This is a genomic window from Sciscionella marina DSM 45152, from assembly GCF_000379465.1.
Taxonomy (GTDB): domain Bacteria; phylum Actinomycetota; class Actinomycetes; order Mycobacteriales; family Pseudonocardiaceae; genus Sciscionella; species Sciscionella marina.
In genome coordinates this window covers 12,789-28,341 of record NZ_KB905402.1, presented here as the reverse complement: position 1 = coordinate 28,341, position 15,553 = coordinate 12,789, and the positions used below count along the sequence as shown (strand labels likewise).

Here is a 15,553-nt window from a genome sequence, read left to right as displayed (position 1 = left end):
GACGAGGGAGATACGAGGTAGGTATGGAGCAGTTGCGGTTGCTCGCGGTGCATGCGCATCCCGACGACGAGTCGAGCAAGGGCGCTGCCACGCTCGCCAAGTACGCGGCGAACGGCGTGGACGTCATGGTCGTCACCTGCACTGGAGGTGAGCGCGGGGACATCCTCAACCCGAGGATGGACAAACCGGGCGTGCTGGAGAACATGGCGGAGCTGCGCAAGACCGAGATGGCCAATGCCGCGGCGGCCCTCGGGGTCGAGCACCGCTGGCTGGGATACGAAGACTCGGGCCTTCCCGAGGGTGACCCGCCGCCCCCGCTCCCGGAGGGGTGCTTCGCGCTGGTCCCGATCGAGGAGTCCACGCGGGAACTCGTGCGCATCGTGCGGGAGTTCCGTCCGCACGTGCTGATCACCTATGACGAGAACGGTGGCTACCCGCATCCGGACCACATCCGCTGCCACGAGATCTCCGTCGCGGCCTTCGAGGCTGCGGCCGATCCGGAGCGGTTCCCCGGCACCGGGGAGCCGTGGCAGCCGCTGAAGCTCTACTACTCGCACGGCTTCGCCCGTAAGAAGCTCGAGATCTTTCACGAGGTCCTGACCAGCAAGGGAGTCGACTCTCCTTACGCGGAGTGGCTCGCGAAGTGGGATCCGGATAAGCCGGATATCATGGAACGGGTAACGACGCAGGTCGAGTGCGCGGACTACTTCGAGGCCAGGTCGAAGGCGCTGCTCGCGCATGAGACCCAGATCGACCCGGACAGCCGGTTCTTCGCCGTGCCCGACGACCTGCAGCGCGAGGTGTGGCCGACCGAGGAGTACGAGCTCGCCCGCTCCGTGGTGGACACCACGCTGCCGGAGGACGATCTGTTCCAAGGCATCGAGGAGAAGGTGAGCGCATGACCCCACTCGCGATGAGCGCCGCGCTGGTGCTCGCGGGCAAGCAGCCAGGCGACCAGACCGGGGGCAATGGGCCGGACTTCGGCAAGGCATCCCCGGTCGCCCTGCTCGTCGTGCTGCTGCTGCTCATCGCGGTGGTGTTCCTGGTGCGCTCGATGACCAAGCACCTGCGGCGGGCGCAGCGCAACCTCGCCGAACCGGAGGAGCAGGCGGACGGGTCCGGTGCGGAGCCGGACCCGGGCTCCGAGTCGGACAGCGCCGCCGAGCCGGAGGAGACCGCGGAATCGGGCAAGCCGGAGTCGGCGCACAACGGCGGCGCCTAGGCATTCATGGGACGGTGGGCAGATGAACCGCCTCACCGATGCCACCAGTCCCTATCTGCGCCAGCACGCCGACAACCCGGTCGACTGGTGGCCGTGGTGCCCCGAGGTCTTCGCCGAAGCGGCGCGCCGGGACGTTCCGGTGTTCCTGTCCGTGGGCTACGCCGCCTGTCACTGGTGCCACGTGATGGCGCACGAGTCCTTCGAGGATGAACATCTCGCCGCCTTCCTGAACGCGCATTTCGTGAGCATCAAGGTGGACCGGGAGGAACGCCCGGATGTGGACGCCGTGTACATGACGGCGACCCAGGCGATGACCGGTCAGGGTGGCTGGCCGATGAGCTGCTTCCTCACCCCGGAGGGGGAGCCGTTCTACTGTGGTACCTATTTCCCGCCCGCCCCGATGCGGGGTATGCCCTCGTTCCGCCAGGTGACCGAGGCCGTGCGGGACGCCTGGCGGGAACGTGCTGCGGAGGTGCGCGAGTCGGCGGCCACGATCGCCGGCAAGCTCGCCGAACACGCGTCCCCGCTGCCTCGCGCCGAGGTGGACGAGGCAGCGGTGGACGCCGCGCTCGGCACGCTCGCCGCCGAGTTCGACGCGGAGACCGGCGGGTTCGGTGGCGCGCCGAAGTTTCCGCCCTCGATGGTGCTCGAGTTCCTGCTGCGCCACCACGAGCGCACCGGATCCGCGGACGCACTGCGCCTCGTTCAGCGCTGCGGCTCAGCCATGGCCCAAGGGGGTATCTACGACCAGCTCGCCGGGGGGTTCGCGCGGTACAGCGTGGACGCGAACTGGGTGGTCCCGCACTTCGAGAAGATGCTCTACGACAATGCCCTGTTGCTGCGTGCCTACACCCATCTGGCGCGCCGGACCGGTTCGGCGCAGGCCCGCAGGATCGCCGAGGAGACCGCGGGTTTCCTGGTCACCGGGATGCGCACCGCCGAAGGCGCCTTCGCGGCCTCGTTCGACGCGGACACCGATGGCGTGGAGGGGCTGACCTACGTGTGGACGCCCGCCCAGCTTGTCGAGGTGCTCGGGGCCGAGGACGGTGCCTGGGCCGCGGAACTGTTCGGGGTGACCGAACAGGGCACCTTCGAGGCGGGCAGCTCCACCCTGTGCCTTGCCGAGGAACCCGCCGATCGGGACCGGTTCGAGCGGGTGCGCACCGCGCTGCTCGCCGCGCGCGCGAACCGGCCGCAACCGGCCTGCGACGACAAGGTGGTCACCGAGTGGAATGGTCTCGCGATCACCGCGCTCGCCGAGGCCGGGGCCGCTTTCGGGCGAGACGACCTGATCGCCACGGCCACTGGGGCCGCGGAGTTCCTGATGCGGGTGCACCTGATCGACGGCCGCCTGGTGCGCACCTCCCGGCACGGGGTCGCCGGTACCGCGGCCGGTGTGCTCGGCGACTACGGGTGCCTGGCCACCGCGCTGCTCACCCTGCACCAAGTTGCCGGGGAGACCGGCTGGCTCGAGCGGGCCGGTGCCCTGCTCGATATCGCGGTGCGGCATTTCCGGGACGGCGAGGGCGCCTGGTTCGACACCGCCGATGACACCGAACGGCTCATCACCCGGCCCGCCGACCCGGGGGACAACGCCTCGCCGTCCGGGGCGGCCGCGGTCACCGAGGCCCTGCTCACCGCGTCCGCGCTCGATCCGGAGCGCGGATACCGCGGGCTCGCCGAGGAGGCCGTGCAAGGGGCCGGGGTGCTCGCGCGCCGGGCACCCCGGTTCGCCGGGCACTGGCTGAGCGTCGCCGAGGCGATGCTGGCCGGTCCGGTGCAGGTCGCCGTGGTCGGTGCGGACCGGGAGCTCTACCGGACCGCGGTCGAGACGGCCGCCGGCGGCTCGGTCGTCGTGCACGGCGCGCCGGGCCAGACCCCGCTGCTCGCGGACCGGCCGCTGCTCGAGGGGCGCCCCACCGCGTACGTGTGCCGTGGCTTCGTGTGCGACCGCCCCGTCACCGACCCCGCGCAGCTGCGTGACCAGCTCGTCCGCCAGGAGTGAACGCCGGACGCCCGAAAACCGAGTACCGTGGTTGTTACACGGTAATCATGTAATCAAAGGGTGTGGTTGGCATGGGACGCAGACGGGATGAAGCCCCCTCGACCGAGGATGTCGCCGCGTGGTTCGCCGGTCGGTTGCCCGATGAATGGTTCACCGGAACCCCGGAGGTCACCGTCGACCGGGAAGAGATCACCGTGCTCGGCACCCTTCCCGGGCTCGAGGACACCTTCAGCGACGAGGCGGCCCGCAGCTCGGCGGAATCCGGGCGGGTCAGCCGGTTCCGGGAGCAGACCCGCGAGGAGCGCATCTCCATCGCGCGGCAGGCCGAGCACCGTTTCCACCGCAAGGTCGCCTGGGGCGCGCGGCTCGGCGGTACCGAGGAAGTGTTCACCTCCCTCGCCGTGCCCGTGATGACCAGGCTGCGCCAGCCCGAACGCATCGTGCTCGACACGCTCGTCTCCGCCGGGGTCGCTCGATCCCGCTCCGATGCCCTTTCCTGGGCGGTGCGACTGGTCGGCGAGCACACCGAATCCTGGCTCGCCGAACTGCGCGAGGCCATGCAGCGGGTCGACGAACTGCGCAACCGGGGACCCGAAGCCGACTGACTGTCGGTGCACCGAGGCAGAATGCCTTGTGTGACAACGGAAATCCACTTGTCCCGGCACAGTGCTCACGGCGCGGCCGAGTTCGGCGGGGAACTCGTCGGCGCGGTCAACCGGCTCATCCGCGAGGTCGTGCTCGACGGCGGCGCGGTCGGTCACCCCGCGCCGCCGAGCCGCGAACAGACCCGCGACTGGCTCGAAGACCTGCATACCGCCATCGCCCGCGGGGACGCCGAACTCGTACTCGCCCACGCGGGTGCGCGGGTCGAGGCCATGGGCAGCTGGCGGCGGCGTCCTTATCCCGCGTTCCGGTACACCGCCGATCTCGCCCAGATCATGGCCGGGCCGGGGGTGCGCGGGCTCGGGCTCGGCGATCGCGTGGTCACCGAGCTGATCGCCGGCGCGCGGACCGCGGGCCTCGAAACCCTCGCACTCGGGGTGCGCGGCAACAACCACGGCGCCATCGAACTGTACGAACGGCTCGGTTTCCGCGAATGGGGGCGGCATCCGAACGTCATCGTGGTGGGCGAACAGCGCTTCGACGATGTGCGCATGGGCCTGGAGCTGGGCAGGGCTCCCGGGGTCGTGCTGCGTGGTTCCCCGGACGGCGGGCCTGGCTGGTCGCCCCGCCGCGGTTAGCCTGCCGTGCGGCCGAGCCCGGTCATGAGCAGCGTGGTCGGGGACGCGTCCGCGGGGGCCGGTTGCGCGGGGCCGAACTTGCCGGGCTGGCGCAGTACCTCCTCCGGGATCGACTCCGTCAGGGCACGGCAGAACGCCAGGAGATCGTCCGGGAGCTCCACCGACCTGCCCTGACTGCGGTGCACATCCCAGCTGTGCATGGCCAGGTCCGCGACCGGGAAAGCCAGCGCCCGGTGCAGCGGAGCCTCGCCGTCCGGGGACGGTCGCGGCGCGTCCAATTCCGCGTGCGGCAAGGCATCCCGCAGCCGGGCGGCCAATTCTCGTAGTCGTGCCGCCAGGTCCGCGCAGATCCAGTCCGCGGGCTCCGAAGGCCGATTCCACAGCTTCCCGCCCTCGATGAGCGTCACCACCTTCGCCGCGCTCCCGGTCGCATGGCCCACCAGTTCGCGAACGGTCCAGTCCGCCAGATTCGACGGCCTGTCCCAGTTCTCCTGTGGGATCTGCTCCACCGCCGCGATGAACAGGTCCAATGCCTCGGTGGCCGCCGCGCCGATTCGGTTCATCGTGTCGATCATGCGCGCATCGTAGGCCGGGTGACCGACAAAAACCGGGTGCCGAATCACGTCACGCAAAAGCTGTCGCCGCGTCCCCTTTTGCGACAGACTGCTTCGGGAGGCGAAAACAGATGGCGGCTACACCCACCGGCACACGCAGCGGGAGAAAGCGATTCGGGAAACTGGACCCGTTCTGCTGGTTCGCGCTGGCCGCACTGGCATTGCTCGCGATCCTGTGCGCGGTGGGCGGATTCTTCGTGGGAGCCGCGATCTTCCTGGCCCTCGCGGTCATTTTGGTCCCGGCCGACAAGCACTGGAACCGTCCCTAGAGCGGAGCCTCTGTCTAGGAGTACATGGCCAGCCAGATCGCGATGTAATGGCAGATTGCCGCGATGACGGTGGCGGCGTGGAAGAATTCGTGGTGGCCGAAGGTGCGTGGCCACGGGTTGGGCCAGCGGGTGGCGTAGCAGATCGCGCCGAGGGTGTACCAGGCTCCGCCGACGAGCAGCAGCACGAGGGCACCGACCCCGGCGTGTTCCACGAGCTGGGGGAAGACGAAGACGGCGACCCAGCCGAGCGCGATGTAGATGGGCACCCCGAGCCAGCGTGGAGCGGTGGGCCAGGCGAGTTTCAGCGCGACCCCGGCGAGTGCGCCGCCCCAGACGATGCCGAGGATGATGTATCCGGTCGGCTGGTCCATCGCGAGCAGGGTGAACGGGGTGTAGGTGCCCGCGATGAACAGGAAGATCATCGAGTGGTCGAGGCGCTTCATCCAGGTGTAGGCGAATTCGCTTCGCCAGGTGCGCCGATGGTAGAGAGCGCTGGTGCCGAACAGGGCGAGCACGGTGACGCCGTAGATGGACGTGGCCAGCGCGGCGAGTCCGGAGACGGTGGCGGCGGCGAGGGAGATCAGTGTCGCACCGAGGGCGATGCTGATGAAGAACGACCAGGCATGCAGTACGCCACGCATGCGGGGGCGCTCGAAGGCGATCGGGGTGCGCGACGGGAAGGCTGCGGTCACGGGAACAAGGCTACGAAACGATGCTGAGAGCCACCTGTGGATTCAACCCGGGCTACAAAAGTGAACGTTTTCATAACCATTTCTCGACCCGGCTTGCCGTGCGCGGTGTAAGCTCGTCGGACGTGAGTTTGCGATCGCGGGTTGCGCATGTCGTCTACGGCTTGTATGAACGGCGTCTTCACGCCCAGATCAACGGGGCGAGTCGTCGGCCGCGGCATGTCGGCATCGTGCTCGACGGCAATCGCCGGTGGGCCCGCCGCGCCGGACTGACCGATGTAGCCGATGGACACCGCGCCGGTGCCGCGCACATCGAGGAGTTCCTCGAGTGGTGTGACGAGGCCGGGGTGGAGGTGGTGACCCTCTGGCTGCTTTCCACGGACAACCTGAATCGGGACTCGGCCGAGGTCGGCCCGCTGCTGGACACCATCGCGGACGTGGTCGACGATCTGTCCGGTTCGCGCAACCAGTGGCAGATGCGTCTGGTCGGCGCGATGGATGTGCTGCCGACCAAGATCGCGACCCGGCTCATCGAGGCGGTCAACATCGTCCAGGACAAGCCGGGGATGCAGGTCAACATCGCGGTCGGGTACGGCGGCCGCCAGGAGATCGCGGACGCGGTGCGCAAACTGCTCCAGCAGCACGCGGAGGCGGGCACCACGATCGAGGAGCTCGCCGAGGTGCTCGACGTGGACCACATCGCCGAGCACATGTACACATCCGGGCAGCCCGATCCGGATCTGCTCATCCGAACCTCTGGTGAGCAGCGCCTTTCCGGGTTCATGCTCTGGCAGTCGGTGCACTCCGAATTCTGGTTCACCGAGGCCTACTGGCCGGAGTTCCGGCGCACCGATTTCCTGCGTGCGATGCGCGATTACGCGATCAGGCACCGTCGCTTCGGTTCCTAGGCTTTTCCGGGGCGTGACCCAGGGTAATTCCGCGTGTCAGGTTACACACAGTGCAGCCGAACATGACGAATTGGGAAATCACCTGTGTGGCACGTACCGAACGGCCCGTATCACGGGTAGCTTGCGGGTGACGGATCGATGCCCAGATCGGTTCGCCGGGAGGCCCGCAAACGTGCAAGCGAGCGCGAGGGGGCCGGCACCGGCTCTCTGGCCGGGTGTCCTCGATGGGACGCCCGGACTTGCGGAGCCTGCCTCGCCCCAACGATCAGCGGACGTGGTGCCGCGTTCGCAAGGGAGAGCTCGTGACTGCTCCGCACGCTTCCGAAACCCCTGTGCCCCGGCACATGTACGTGCTGGACACCTCGGTATTGCTTTCCGATCCGTGGGCGCCGCAGCGGTTCGCCGAACACGCTGTCGTGCTCCCGCTCGTGGTGATCGGTGAGCTGGAGGCCAAGCGACACCACCCGGAACTGGGGTGGTTCGCACGCGAGGCCCTACGCCTGCTCGACGACCTGCGTGTGCGCTACGGGCGCCTCGACACGCCGGTGCCGATCGGCGACGAGGACGGCACTGTCCAGGTGGAGCTCAATCATTCCGATCCGACCGTGTTGCCGCCGGGTTTTCGCACCGACGGCAATGACACGAGGATTCTCGCCTGCGCGCTGAACCTCGCGGCGGAAGGCACCGAGGTCACCCTGGTCACCAAGGATGTCCCGCTCCGGGTGAAGGCGGCCGCCGTCGGGTTGTCCGCCGATGCGTACCACGCACAGGACGTGATCTCCTCGGGCTGGACCGGGATGACCGATCTGGAGGTGTCCCCGCAGGACGTCGACGACCTCTTCGCCGAGGGGAATGTGGACCTCGAGGACGCGATCGAGTTGCCGTGCCACACGGGCGTGCGGCTGCTCGCGGGCACCTCGAGCGCACTCGGCAGGGTGACCGCGGACAAGCAGGTGCGGTTGGTGCGCGGCGACCGGGAGGCGTTCGGCCTGCACGGGCGGTCCGCGGAGCAGCGCATCGCGCTCGACCTGTTGCTCGATGACGAGGTCGGCATCATCTCGCTCGGCGGCAGGGCAGGCACCGGGAAGTCCGCACTCGCCCTCTGCGCCGGTCTCGAGGCGGTACTCGAGCGGGGCAAGCATCGCAAGGTGGTCGTGTTCCGCCCGATGTACGCGGTCGGTGGCCAGGATCTCGGGTATCTGCCCGGCGCGGAGAACGAGAAGATGGCTCCCTGGGCACAGGCGGTCTTCGACACGCTCGGCGCGCTCGTCAGCCAGAACGTGGTCGACGAGGTCATCGACCGCGGCATGCTCGAGGTGCTCCCGCTGACCCACATCCGCGGCCGTTCGCTGCACGACGCGTTCGTGATCGTGGACGAGGCCCAGTCGCTGGAGCGCAATGTGCTGCTCACCGTGCTTTCCCGGCTGGGAACCGGATCGCGGGTGGTGCTCACCCACGATGTGGCACAGCGGGACAACCTGCGCGTCGGCAGGCACGACGGGGTGGCCGCGGTGATCGAGAAGCTCAAGGGGCATCCGCTGTTCGCTCACATCACGCTGACCCGCTCGGAGCGTTCCCCGGTCGCCGCGCTGGTGACCGAGATGCTCGAGCACGACGCGCCCTGATCATCGCCGTCCGGTCCCCGCGGCGCCGCGGGGACCGGACGGGGGATGGATCGATAGGGCAACGGTGATCTCGAAGGACGGCACCCGGATCAGCTGTGTGCGCACCGTCTCGGGTCCGGCTGTGATCCTGGTCGGCGGGCACTGGACGACGGATCCGAGAACGTGCCGCTCGCTGAGGAACCGGCGCGCTCGTGCACCGTGTTCAACTACGCGCGCCGGGGCCGTGGGGGAGCGGGGACACCGCGCCCTACGCCCTCGCCAGGGAGGTCGAGGACCTGCCCGCGCTGGTGTCCGAGGCGGGTGGGAGCGCGCACCTGCCCGGCGTCTCCTCAGGCGGTGCGCTCGCACTCGAGGCGGTGGCCGCGGGGCTTCCGGTCAGCACGCTCTCGGTGTACGAGGTGCCGTACGACATGACCGGGGGAGCGCCCCGCCACCAGCACGCCTTTGCCGAACGGCTGCGCGCCCTGGTCGAGAGCGGGGACTCCGAAGGCGCGCTCGTCCACGCCATGCGGAACTGGGGCTCACCCGAGGACCAGATCGAGGCGGCGCGGCACACCCCGATGTGGCCGGGCCTGCTCGAACTGGCCCCGACGCTCGTCTACGACGTGACCTGTCTCGGCACCGGGGCGCCCGCCACCGAACGGCTTGCCACGATCAGCCGACCGGTCCTGGTGCTCGATGGGGAACTCGGCGCGGGGTTCTTCGGCCCGGCCGCCGACGCGATCGCCGGCAGCGTCCCGCACTCCAGGCACAGGACATTCGCCGGTCAGGGACACGTCGCCGATCCGGAAGCCATCGCCGAGGTGCTCCTGGCCTTTCACCCGGGGTGAGGGGTCACCAGCCGCCCGGCAACGGGCGCCCTTCCGCGAACCCGGCCGCCGACTGCACCCCGACCACCGCGCGTTCGGTGAGCTCGTCGAGGGTGGCCGCGCCCGCGTAGGTGCACGCGGAACGCACCCCGGAGCAGACGCCGTCGATGAGGTCCTCGACACCGGGGGCCGTGGGGTCCAGCTTCATCCGGGAGGCCGAGATGCCCTCTTCGAACAGGGCCTTGCGGGCCCGGTCGAAGGCGCTGTCGGTCCTGGTGCGCGCGCTGACCGCCCGCTTGGAGGCCATGCCGAAGGACTCCTTGTACAGCCGTCCCTCGGCGTCCCGCTGCAGGTCGCCCGGGGATTCGTAGGTTCCGGCGAACCACGAGCCGATCATCACGTTCGCCGCACCCGCGGCGATGGCGAGCGCCACATCGCGCGGATGCCGCACCCCGCCGTCGGCCCAGACGTGCTTGCCGAGTTCGCGGGCGGCCTCGGCGCATTCGGCAACGGCGGAGAACTGCGGCCTGCCGACCCCGGTCATCATCCGGGTGGTGCACATCGCGCCCGGACCGACACCGACCTTGACCACATCGGCCCCGGCCTCGATGAGGTCCTGGGTCGCCGCCGCGGTCACCACATTGCCCGCGACCACCGGAACCGTCGGTGCGCAGGACCGCACCGCGCCCAGCGCGGTGATCATCTTCTCCTGGTGGCCGTGCGCGGTGTCCACCACGATGGTGTCCACTCCGGCCTCGAGCAGGGCGCCTGCCTTCTCCGCGACATCGCCGTTCACCCCGACCGCCGCGGCGACCCGGAGCCGGTCCCGTGCGTCGAGCGCAGGCCGGTACAGCTCCGCGCGCAGCGCACCGACCTCGGTGAGTACCCCGGCGAGCCGGCCATCGGTGTCCACCCCGAGCGCGATCCGGTTGGTGCGCCCGTGCAGATGCTCGAACACCTCGCGCGGTTTGGTGGACAGATCGAGGGTGAGCAGGTCGGTATCGGCGACATCGCCCAGCCGGGCGAACCGGTCGACTCCGGCACATGCGGCCTCGGTGACCACGCCGACCGGACGGCTCCCCTCGTCGACGAGCACGACCGCTCCGTGCGCGCGTTTGGGGAGCAGGTTCAGCGCGTCCGCGACCGCGTCGCCGGGGGCGAGGGTGAGCGGGGTGTCCCAGACGGTGTCGCGTGCCTTCACCCAGGACACGATCTCGGCGACCGCCTCGGAATCGACGTCTTGGGGAAGGATCACGATGCCACCGCGCCTGGCCACCGTCTCCGCCATGCGCCGCCCGGCGACCGCGGTCATGTTCGCGGCCACGATCGGGATGGTGGTGCCGGTCCCGTCGGAGGTCGCGAGGTCCACATCGGAGCGGGACGCGACCGCGGAGCGGTTCGGCACGAGGAAGACGTCGTCGTAGGTCAGCTCGTGGCTTGGCCGTTGAATCAGCTGCACGTCATGCCAGGCTACCCGAGACCGGGAGGTACTTGGCGGAGGTGATGCTCATCGGGTTGAAGAACTGCGGTTCGCCCGCGACCGCGAGGCCGGAGTACTTGTCGAGCAGGCGGTTCAGTGCCACCCGCGCTTCCAGGCGGGCCAGTGGTGCGCCGATGCAGAAGTGGATGCCCTTACCGAAGGCCAGGTGACGGTTCGGGTGCCGGTGGATGTCCAGCGCGTCCGGGGCGCTGAACTGCGCGGTGTCCCGGTTGGCCGAGGCGATCCAGAGCAGCAGGGGAGTTCCGGCGGGCACGGTCACGCCACCGAGTTCGAGGTCGTGCCGCGCCTTGCGGGCGAGTCGGGGGAACGGTGAGCGGATGCGCAGGAACTCCTCGATCGCCTGCGGAACGAGCTCGCGGTTCGCGCGGAGTTCGGGCAGGAGTTCCGGACGCTCGTCGAGCAGGATGGCACTGTTGCCGAGCAGGGCGGTGGTGGTGATGTGCCCGGCGATCAGCAGCAGCCCCACGAAACCGACGATCTGGCTGTCGGTCAGGGTGCGCCCCTCGGACTCGACGAGGGTCAGGTGGCTCGTCAGGTCCGTTCCCGGATTGCGTCGGCGGCTGCGAATGTGGTCGAGCAGGTACTCGTTCATCTCGTGCATGGTCGGCAGAACGGCCTCGACGAGGGCATCGTCGACCACATCGTCCGCGGCGATGTTCTGGGAGAGCAGGGTATCGGCCCACTTGCGGAACAGCGGGCGGTCGCTGGTCGGGATGCCGAGCAGCTCGGCGATCACGATCACCGGCAGCGGATAGGCCAGCTGCTCGACAAGGTCGAACTCGGTGCCCGCCTGCTCGAGCAGTTCGTCGGTGACCGTGGCGATCCGTGGCTCGAGGTCCGCGATCACCTTGGGGGTGAACGCCTTGCTCACGGTGCCGCGCAGCTGGTCGTGCACGGGCGGGTCGAGGTTGATGAAACTTCCCTCCCGGAACAGTTCGAATTCCGGCTTCTCGGGGCTGAGGTCGCTGAGGTCCGAGGAGAAGTCCTTGTATTCGGTGAGAGCGGTGAACGCCTCGGCGTAACCGAAAACCTGGGCGTACACATTCGATTCCCGATCGAAGTGCACGGGCGCTTTTTCGCGCATCCCGTGCATCCATTCGTGCATCTGCTGGTAGCTCATCGTTGTGGTGGTCATTTCGGGCCTTTCTCAATTGGCCTTTTGGTATACGAATTCCCGGTAGGACGAGGCGAGCTCGTCGAACTGGACGAGTAGTTTCGGCGCGAGAGCGGCAAGGGCCCCATGATCCGGCTGCTCGTTTTCGTATGCGGAGCGGATCGATTCGGCGAGGATGTCGGTCTTGTCGTCCGGTGTCAGCTCCCATTCCTCGGGGAGCATCGGATCGATGGTCACGTATCCGAGGAGTATTCCGGTGACGCCGTAGGTGATGGCGGTGACCGACAGATCGGCACGGAGGATCCCGTTGTCCGAGAGCAGACCAAAGTACTCATCGAATGTGAGGATCTTGATATTCCGGATGTTCGTTCCGCTCGCGGTGCTGGACAGCTTCCCGAGTACCTGACTGTCCATTGTGTATATGCCGTGCAGCAGTGGACGGTCGAGTACCCTGCGCAGGATCAGCCGGAAGAACCGGTGCGGCAGGAAGGTCGCCGGATCGGTTCGTCCCGCCGCGACGATCTCGTCCATCAGCGTGGCGCCTTCGCGCGCGAGCGTGGCCAGCAGGAGTTCGTCGCGGCTGCGCCAGTGCAGGTACACGGTGCCCTTACCGACGTTCGCCCGTTCGGCCACCTCATCGATGGTCACCTTGCGATGTCCCACGGTGACGAGCAGTTCGGCCGCGGCGTCGAGTATCTGATCGGCGCGGGCTCTCTTGGCGTTCATCTCGGTGTCCATTCCCGCTTTCTGACTGTATGACCAAATTCGTTCATCTGGTCACGACCGAAGCTACGCCTTCCCTGGGGCGGTGGCAAGAGGGAGTGGAATGCCAGGTCAGCGCAGGGCACGTACTGCGTCGATGGTGTCGGCCTCACCTGGTGTCTTGTCCGGCCGATAGCGCACGACACGGGCGAATCGCAGCGCCAGCCCACCAGGGTAGCGCGTGCTGCGTTGCGCTCCATCGAGCGCGATCTCCACCACGAGCTCGGGGGCGACGGTCACCGTCCAGCCGTCGGTGGAGCGCTGGATCTCTTGCAGCGCCTGGGTTTGCCAGGCGAGTAGTTCGTCGGTGAGCCCCTTGAAGGTCTTGCCGACCATGATCGGTTCGCCGCCGTCCGGGTTGCGAGCGCCGAGGTGCAGATTGGACAGGGTGCCGGTGCGGCGACCGTGCCCCCATTCAGCGGCGAGCACGATCAGATCGAGCGTGTGCACCGGTTTGATCTTGCGCCAGCTCGCCCCTCGGCGACCGGCCGCGTACACCGAGTCCAGCGATTTGATCACGATGCCCTCGTGCCCCGCGGCGAGCGCGTCGTCGAACACCCGGGTGGCCGCAGCCGGGTCGGTGCTTCCGGTGATGACGTCCCCGGGCGCCAGTTCACGCAGCACGGACTGACGTTGCCGGAGCGGCTCGTCGAGCAGATCGGTGCCATCGTGGTGCAGTACGTCGAAGAAGTACGGGCGCAGCAACACATCCCGTTCGGATTCGGCTCCGAAGCGGCTCATCGTCTCCTGGAACGGCCGCGGTTTGCCCTCCTCGGTGAGCGTGAGCGATTCCCCGTCGAGGATGAACCGGTTTCCCGGAAGATCGCGGACCAGGGCGACGAGTTCGGGCACGGATGCGGTGATCTCCCGTAGTGTCCTGGTGAACACGGCGACATCCGAGCCGTCCTTGTGTACCTGGATCCGTGCGCCGTCGAGCTTGTACTCGATGCTGACCGCGCCGAGTTCCTGGATCGCCTCTTCGATACCGGTGCCCGGGGAGGCGAGCATCGGGCGCACCGGGCGGCCGAGCTCGATCCCGAACGCGGCGAGTGCCGGTGCGCCGCCGCCCAGTGCCGCGCGGGCGGTCTCGGCCAGGTGACCGCACAGCATGAAGGCCCTGCGCACGTCCTCGGCGGGTAGTTCGGCGGCCGCCGCGATCGCCTCGGTCATGATCCCTTCGAGCGCTCCGTGCCGCAGTTCGCCGGTGAGCAGCCGGAACAGCAGCTCCTGCTCGGCTTCGGTACACCGGCCGAACAGTTTCCCGAGCACCTCCCTGCGCCGGGCGGCGGACCCGGAACCGCTCAGCCCGGCGAGCTCGCTGATCCCCGCGTCGATCTCGAGAACCGTGATCCCCGGCGCGGCCACCGGGGCGGTCCGATTGTCGGCGAGGGTGCGCCAGCCGATGCCGATCCGCCCCTGCACCGGCGTGCCCGCGAGTATCGCCGTGACGACGGCGATCTCCTCCGGGGCCGCGGCGCGCAGCAGCTCCGCCAGTGTGGCGATCTTGGCCCGCCGGGACCTGGTGGCCGCGATCGTGGCGGACGCGGTGACGACATCGATGAACAACACAACGCCATTGTGAACCGGTACACCGACAGATGCCCGGGCACGAGCGCGTGAATGGCACCATTCACGCGCTTTTCGCCGTGCGATCCCCGGAAACCGCGCCCTATTCTCGACTCAGGCCGGGTGCCGGAGACGAACCGCTGGGGAGCGATATGCGCGAGAAGACCTGTGGGGCAACAGAGAAAACGGTGGAGCGCTCCGTGACACGGAGCGCTCCACCGCCTGGGGAACAGATGTGGGTGGGACCTTCAGAGGATGCCCTCCGGGGTGGCCTGCTGTTCGATCTGTACACCATCCGCCGCGATGCGCTCGATCTCGGTGATGTCCGCGGCCGAGAGCTCGACCTCGGCTGCTGCGGCGCTGTCGGCAATGCTCTCCCTGCGCCGCGATCCGACGATGGCAACGTGCACGCCGTCCTTGGCGAGCACCCAGGCGAGCGCCACCTGAGCCACCGAGAGGCCACGCGCGGCGCCGAACTCCTTGAGCCGTTCGACGACCTCGAGGTTGCGCCGCAGCGCGTCCCCGGTGAACGCGCTCGCCTTGGCCCGCCAGTCGTCATCGGCGAAGCTGATCTCGGCGGTCCACGAGCCGGTGAGCAGGCCACTGCCGAGCGGGCTGTAGACGAGCACCCCGATGTCGTGTTCGCGGGCGTACGGCAGCGCGGAACCTTCGATCTCCCTGCGCAGCAGGTGATACGGCGGTTGCAGGGTTTCCACCGGCCGTACCGCGTCGAAGGCCGCGAGCTGTCCGGCGTCGTAGTTCGAGACCCCGGCGTGCCGGATCTTGCCTTCGGCCACGAGCTCCTGCAGCGCGCTCGCGGTCTCCTCGGCAGGCGTGTCCGGATCCGGCCAGTGCACCTGGTAGAGGTCGATGTGCTCGACACCGAGGGCGCGCAGGCTCTGCTCCACGCCGTCCCGCAGGTTCGCCCGGGTGGCGAGCCTGCTGCGCTCGGCTCCGGGAAGAATGCCGCCCTTGGTGGCGATCACCAGCTCATCCCGATTGCCGCGCAGTTCCTCGCGCAGCGCCTCGCCGAGCAACCGCTCCGAGGCACCGAACCCGTAGGCCTGTGCGGTGTCGAAGAAGTTGATGCCCGCCTCGCGTGCGTACCGGATGGCCTGTTTGACCGTCTCGATTTCGAACGAGCCCCAGTCACCGCCGATCTGCCAGGTGCCGAAGGCGATCCTGGAGACGTTCAGCTCCGACCGGCCGAGTCGGATCGTGCGCATGC

At 68.6% G+C, this 15,553-nt stretch carries 16 protein-coding genes; 9 read left to right on the top strand and 7 right to left on the bottom strand.

Annotation, left to right across the window (positions count from 1 at the left end; genetic code table 11):
• The first annotated feature begins 23 nt into the window (after positions 1-23).
• From mca to A37U_RS0124420, 5 genes are all read left to right on the top strand, one after another.
• Positions 24-902: a mycothiol conjugate amidase Mca gene (mca, locus tag A37U_RS0124440; RefSeq protein ID WP_020499301.1), complete on the top strand. Its 879-nt coding sequence runs from the start codon at positions 24-26 to the stop codon at positions 900-902.
• The gene (locus A37U_RS0124435) at positions 899-1,222 is read left to right on the top strand and encodes a hypothetical protein (RefSeq protein ID WP_020499300.1); all 324 of its coding nucleotides are present in this window, start codon (positions 899-901) and stop codon (positions 1,220-1,222) included. The genes mca and A37U_RS0124435 overlap by 4 nt, the downstream gene beginning before the upstream one ends.
• 22 nt (positions 1,223-1,244) lie before the next feature.
• On the top strand, positions 1,245-3,227 hold the full coding sequence (locus tag A37U_RS0124430; protein WP_020499299.1) for a thioredoxin domain-containing protein: 1,983 nt from the start codon (positions 1,245-1,247) through the stop codon (positions 3,225-3,227).
• 71 nt (positions 3,228-3,298) lie between these two features.
• Complete coding sequence (locus A37U_RS0124425) at positions 3,299-3,832, top strand: hypothetical protein (protein ID WP_020499298.1); 534 nt, start codon at positions 3,299-3,301, stop codon at positions 3,830-3,832.
• A 30-nt stretch (positions 3,833-3,862) separates the two neighbouring features.
• Positions 3,863-4,468 carry a GNAT family N-acetyltransferase gene (locus A37U_RS0124420; RefSeq protein ID WP_240437671.1) on the top strand — a complete coding sequence of 202 codons (606 nt, stop codon included), beginning with the start codon at positions 3,863-3,865 and terminating at the stop codon, positions 4,466-4,468.
• Here A37U_RS0124420 and A37U_RS0124415 read toward each other — a convergent pair.
• Complete coding sequence (locus A37U_RS0124415) at positions 4,465-5,043, bottom strand: TIGR03086 family metal-binding protein (RefSeq protein WP_020499296.1); 579 nt, start codon at positions 5,041-5,043, stop codon at positions 4,465-4,467. The two genes, A37U_RS0124420 and A37U_RS0124415, sit on opposite strands and share 4 nt — an antisense overlap.
• Positions 5,044-5,153: 110 nt before the next feature.
• Here A37U_RS0124415 and A37U_RS0124410 point away from each other — a divergent pair, with 110 nt between their 5' ends.
• Entirely contained in the window at positions 5,154-5,351 is a 198-nt protein-coding gene (locus A37U_RS0124410; RefSeq protein ID WP_020499295.1) for a hypothetical protein, read from the top strand.
• Between the two features lie 14 nt (positions 5,352-5,365).
• Here A37U_RS0124410 and trhA read toward each other — a convergent pair whose 3' ends face one another.
• Positions 5,366-6,043: a PAQR family membrane homeostasis protein TrhA gene (trhA, locus tag A37U_RS0124405; RefSeq protein ID WP_020499294.1), complete on the bottom strand. Its 678-nt coding sequence runs from the start codon at positions 6,041-6,043 to the stop codon at positions 5,366-5,368.
• Positions 6,044-6,165: 122 nt separating this feature from the next.
• Between trhA and A37U_RS0124400 the strand changes: the two genes are divergently transcribed.
• The 3 genes from A37U_RS0124400 to A37U_RS45155 all read left to right on the top strand — a co-directional run bounded on the left by A37U_RS0124400 (position 6,166) and on the right by A37U_RS45155 (position 9,403).
• Positions 6,166-6,948 (top strand): isoprenyl transferase, encoded by a 783-nt coding sequence (locus A37U_RS0124400; RefSeq protein ID WP_026197553.1) that lies wholly within the window; start codon positions 6,166-6,168, stop codon positions 6,946-6,948.
• 344 nt (positions 6,949-7,292) lie between these two features.
• Complete coding sequence (locus tag A37U_RS0124395; RefSeq protein ID WP_020499292.1) at positions 7,293-8,573, top strand: PhoH family protein; 1,281 nt, start codon at positions 7,293-7,295, stop codon at positions 8,571-8,573.
• A gap of 191 nt (positions 8,574-8,764) precedes the next feature.
• Entirely contained in the window at positions 8,765-9,403 is a 639-nt protein-coding gene (locus tag A37U_RS45155; protein WP_205623011.1) for an alpha/beta fold hydrolase, read from the top strand.
• Between the two features lie 4 nt (positions 9,404-9,407).
• Here A37U_RS45155 and A37U_RS0124385 read toward each other — a convergent pair whose 3' ends face one another.
• From A37U_RS0124385 to A37U_RS0124365, 5 genes are all read right to left on the bottom strand, one after another.
• Complete coding sequence (locus tag A37U_RS0124385; protein WP_020499291.1) at positions 9,408-10,841, bottom strand: GuaB1 family IMP dehydrogenase-related protein; 1,434 nt, start codon at positions 10,839-10,841, stop codon at positions 9,408-9,410.
• Position 10,842: 1 nt separating this feature from the next.
• Complete coding sequence (locus A37U_RS0124380) at positions 10,843-12,018, bottom strand: cytochrome P450 (protein WP_020499290.1); 1,176 nt, start codon at positions 12,016-12,018, stop codon at positions 10,843-10,845.
• A 12-nt stretch (positions 12,019-12,030) separates the two neighbouring features.
• Positions 12,031-12,723 (bottom strand): TetR/AcrR family transcriptional regulator, encoded by a 693-nt coding sequence (locus A37U_RS0124375; protein ID WP_026197552.1) that lies wholly within the window; start codon positions 12,721-12,723, stop codon positions 12,031-12,033.
• A 108-nt stretch (positions 12,724-12,831) separates the two neighbouring features.
• A complete protein-coding gene (locus A37U_RS0124370; RefSeq protein ID WP_020499288.1) occupies positions 12,832-14,328 on the bottom strand; it encodes an ATP-dependent DNA ligase in 1,497 nt (498 codons plus the stop codon).
• A 245-nt stretch (positions 14,329-14,573) separates the two neighbouring features.
• A complete protein-coding gene (locus A37U_RS0124365) occupies positions 14,574-15,551 on the bottom strand; it encodes an aldo/keto reductase (RefSeq protein ID WP_020499287.1) in 978 nt (325 codons plus the stop codon).
• Positions 15,552-15,553 lie beyond the last annotated feature (2 nt).

What these genes read in the sequence shown, in the direction of transcription:
- mca (WP_020499301.1), top strand. Translation starts at nt 24, where the DNA reads ATGGAGCAGTTGCGGTTGCTCGCGGTGCATGCGCATCCCGACGACGAG.
- A37U_RS0124435 (WP_020499300.1), top strand. Translation starts at nt 899, where the DNA reads ATGACCCCACTCGCGATGAGCGCCGCGCTGGTGCTCGCGGGCAAGCAG.
- A37U_RS0124430 (WP_020499299.1), top strand. Translation starts at nt 1,245, where the DNA reads ATGAACCGCCTCACCGATGCCACCAGTCCCTATCTGCGCCAGCACGCC.
- A37U_RS0124425 (WP_020499298.1), top strand. Translation starts at nt 3,299, where the DNA reads ATGGGACGCAGACGGGATGAAGCCCCCTCGACCGAGGATGTCGCCGCG.
- A37U_RS0124415 (WP_020499296.1), bottom strand. Translation starts at nt 5,043, where the DNA reads ATGATCGACACGATGAACCGAATCGGCGCGGCGGCCACCGAGGCATTG.
- A37U_RS0124410 (WP_020499295.1), top strand. Translation starts at nt 5,154, where the DNA reads ATGGCGGCTACACCCACCGGCACACGCAGCGGGAGAAAGCGATTCGGG.
- A37U_RS0124395 (WP_020499292.1), top strand. Translation starts at nt 7,293, where the DNA reads ATGTACGTGCTGGACACCTCGGTATTGCTTTCCGATCCGTGGGCGCCG.
- A37U_RS0124380 (WP_020499290.1), bottom strand. Translation starts at nt 12,018, where the DNA reads ATGACCACCACAACGATGAGCTACCAGCAGATGCACGAATGGATGCAC.
- A37U_RS0124375 (WP_026197552.1), bottom strand. Translation starts at nt 12,723, where the DNA reads ATGAACGCCAAGAGAGCCCGCGCCGATCAGATACTCGACGCCGCGGCC.
- A37U_RS0124365 (WP_020499287.1), bottom strand. Translation starts at nt 15,551, where the DNA reads ATGCGCACGATCCGACTCGGCCGGTCGGAGCTGAACGTCTCCAGGATC.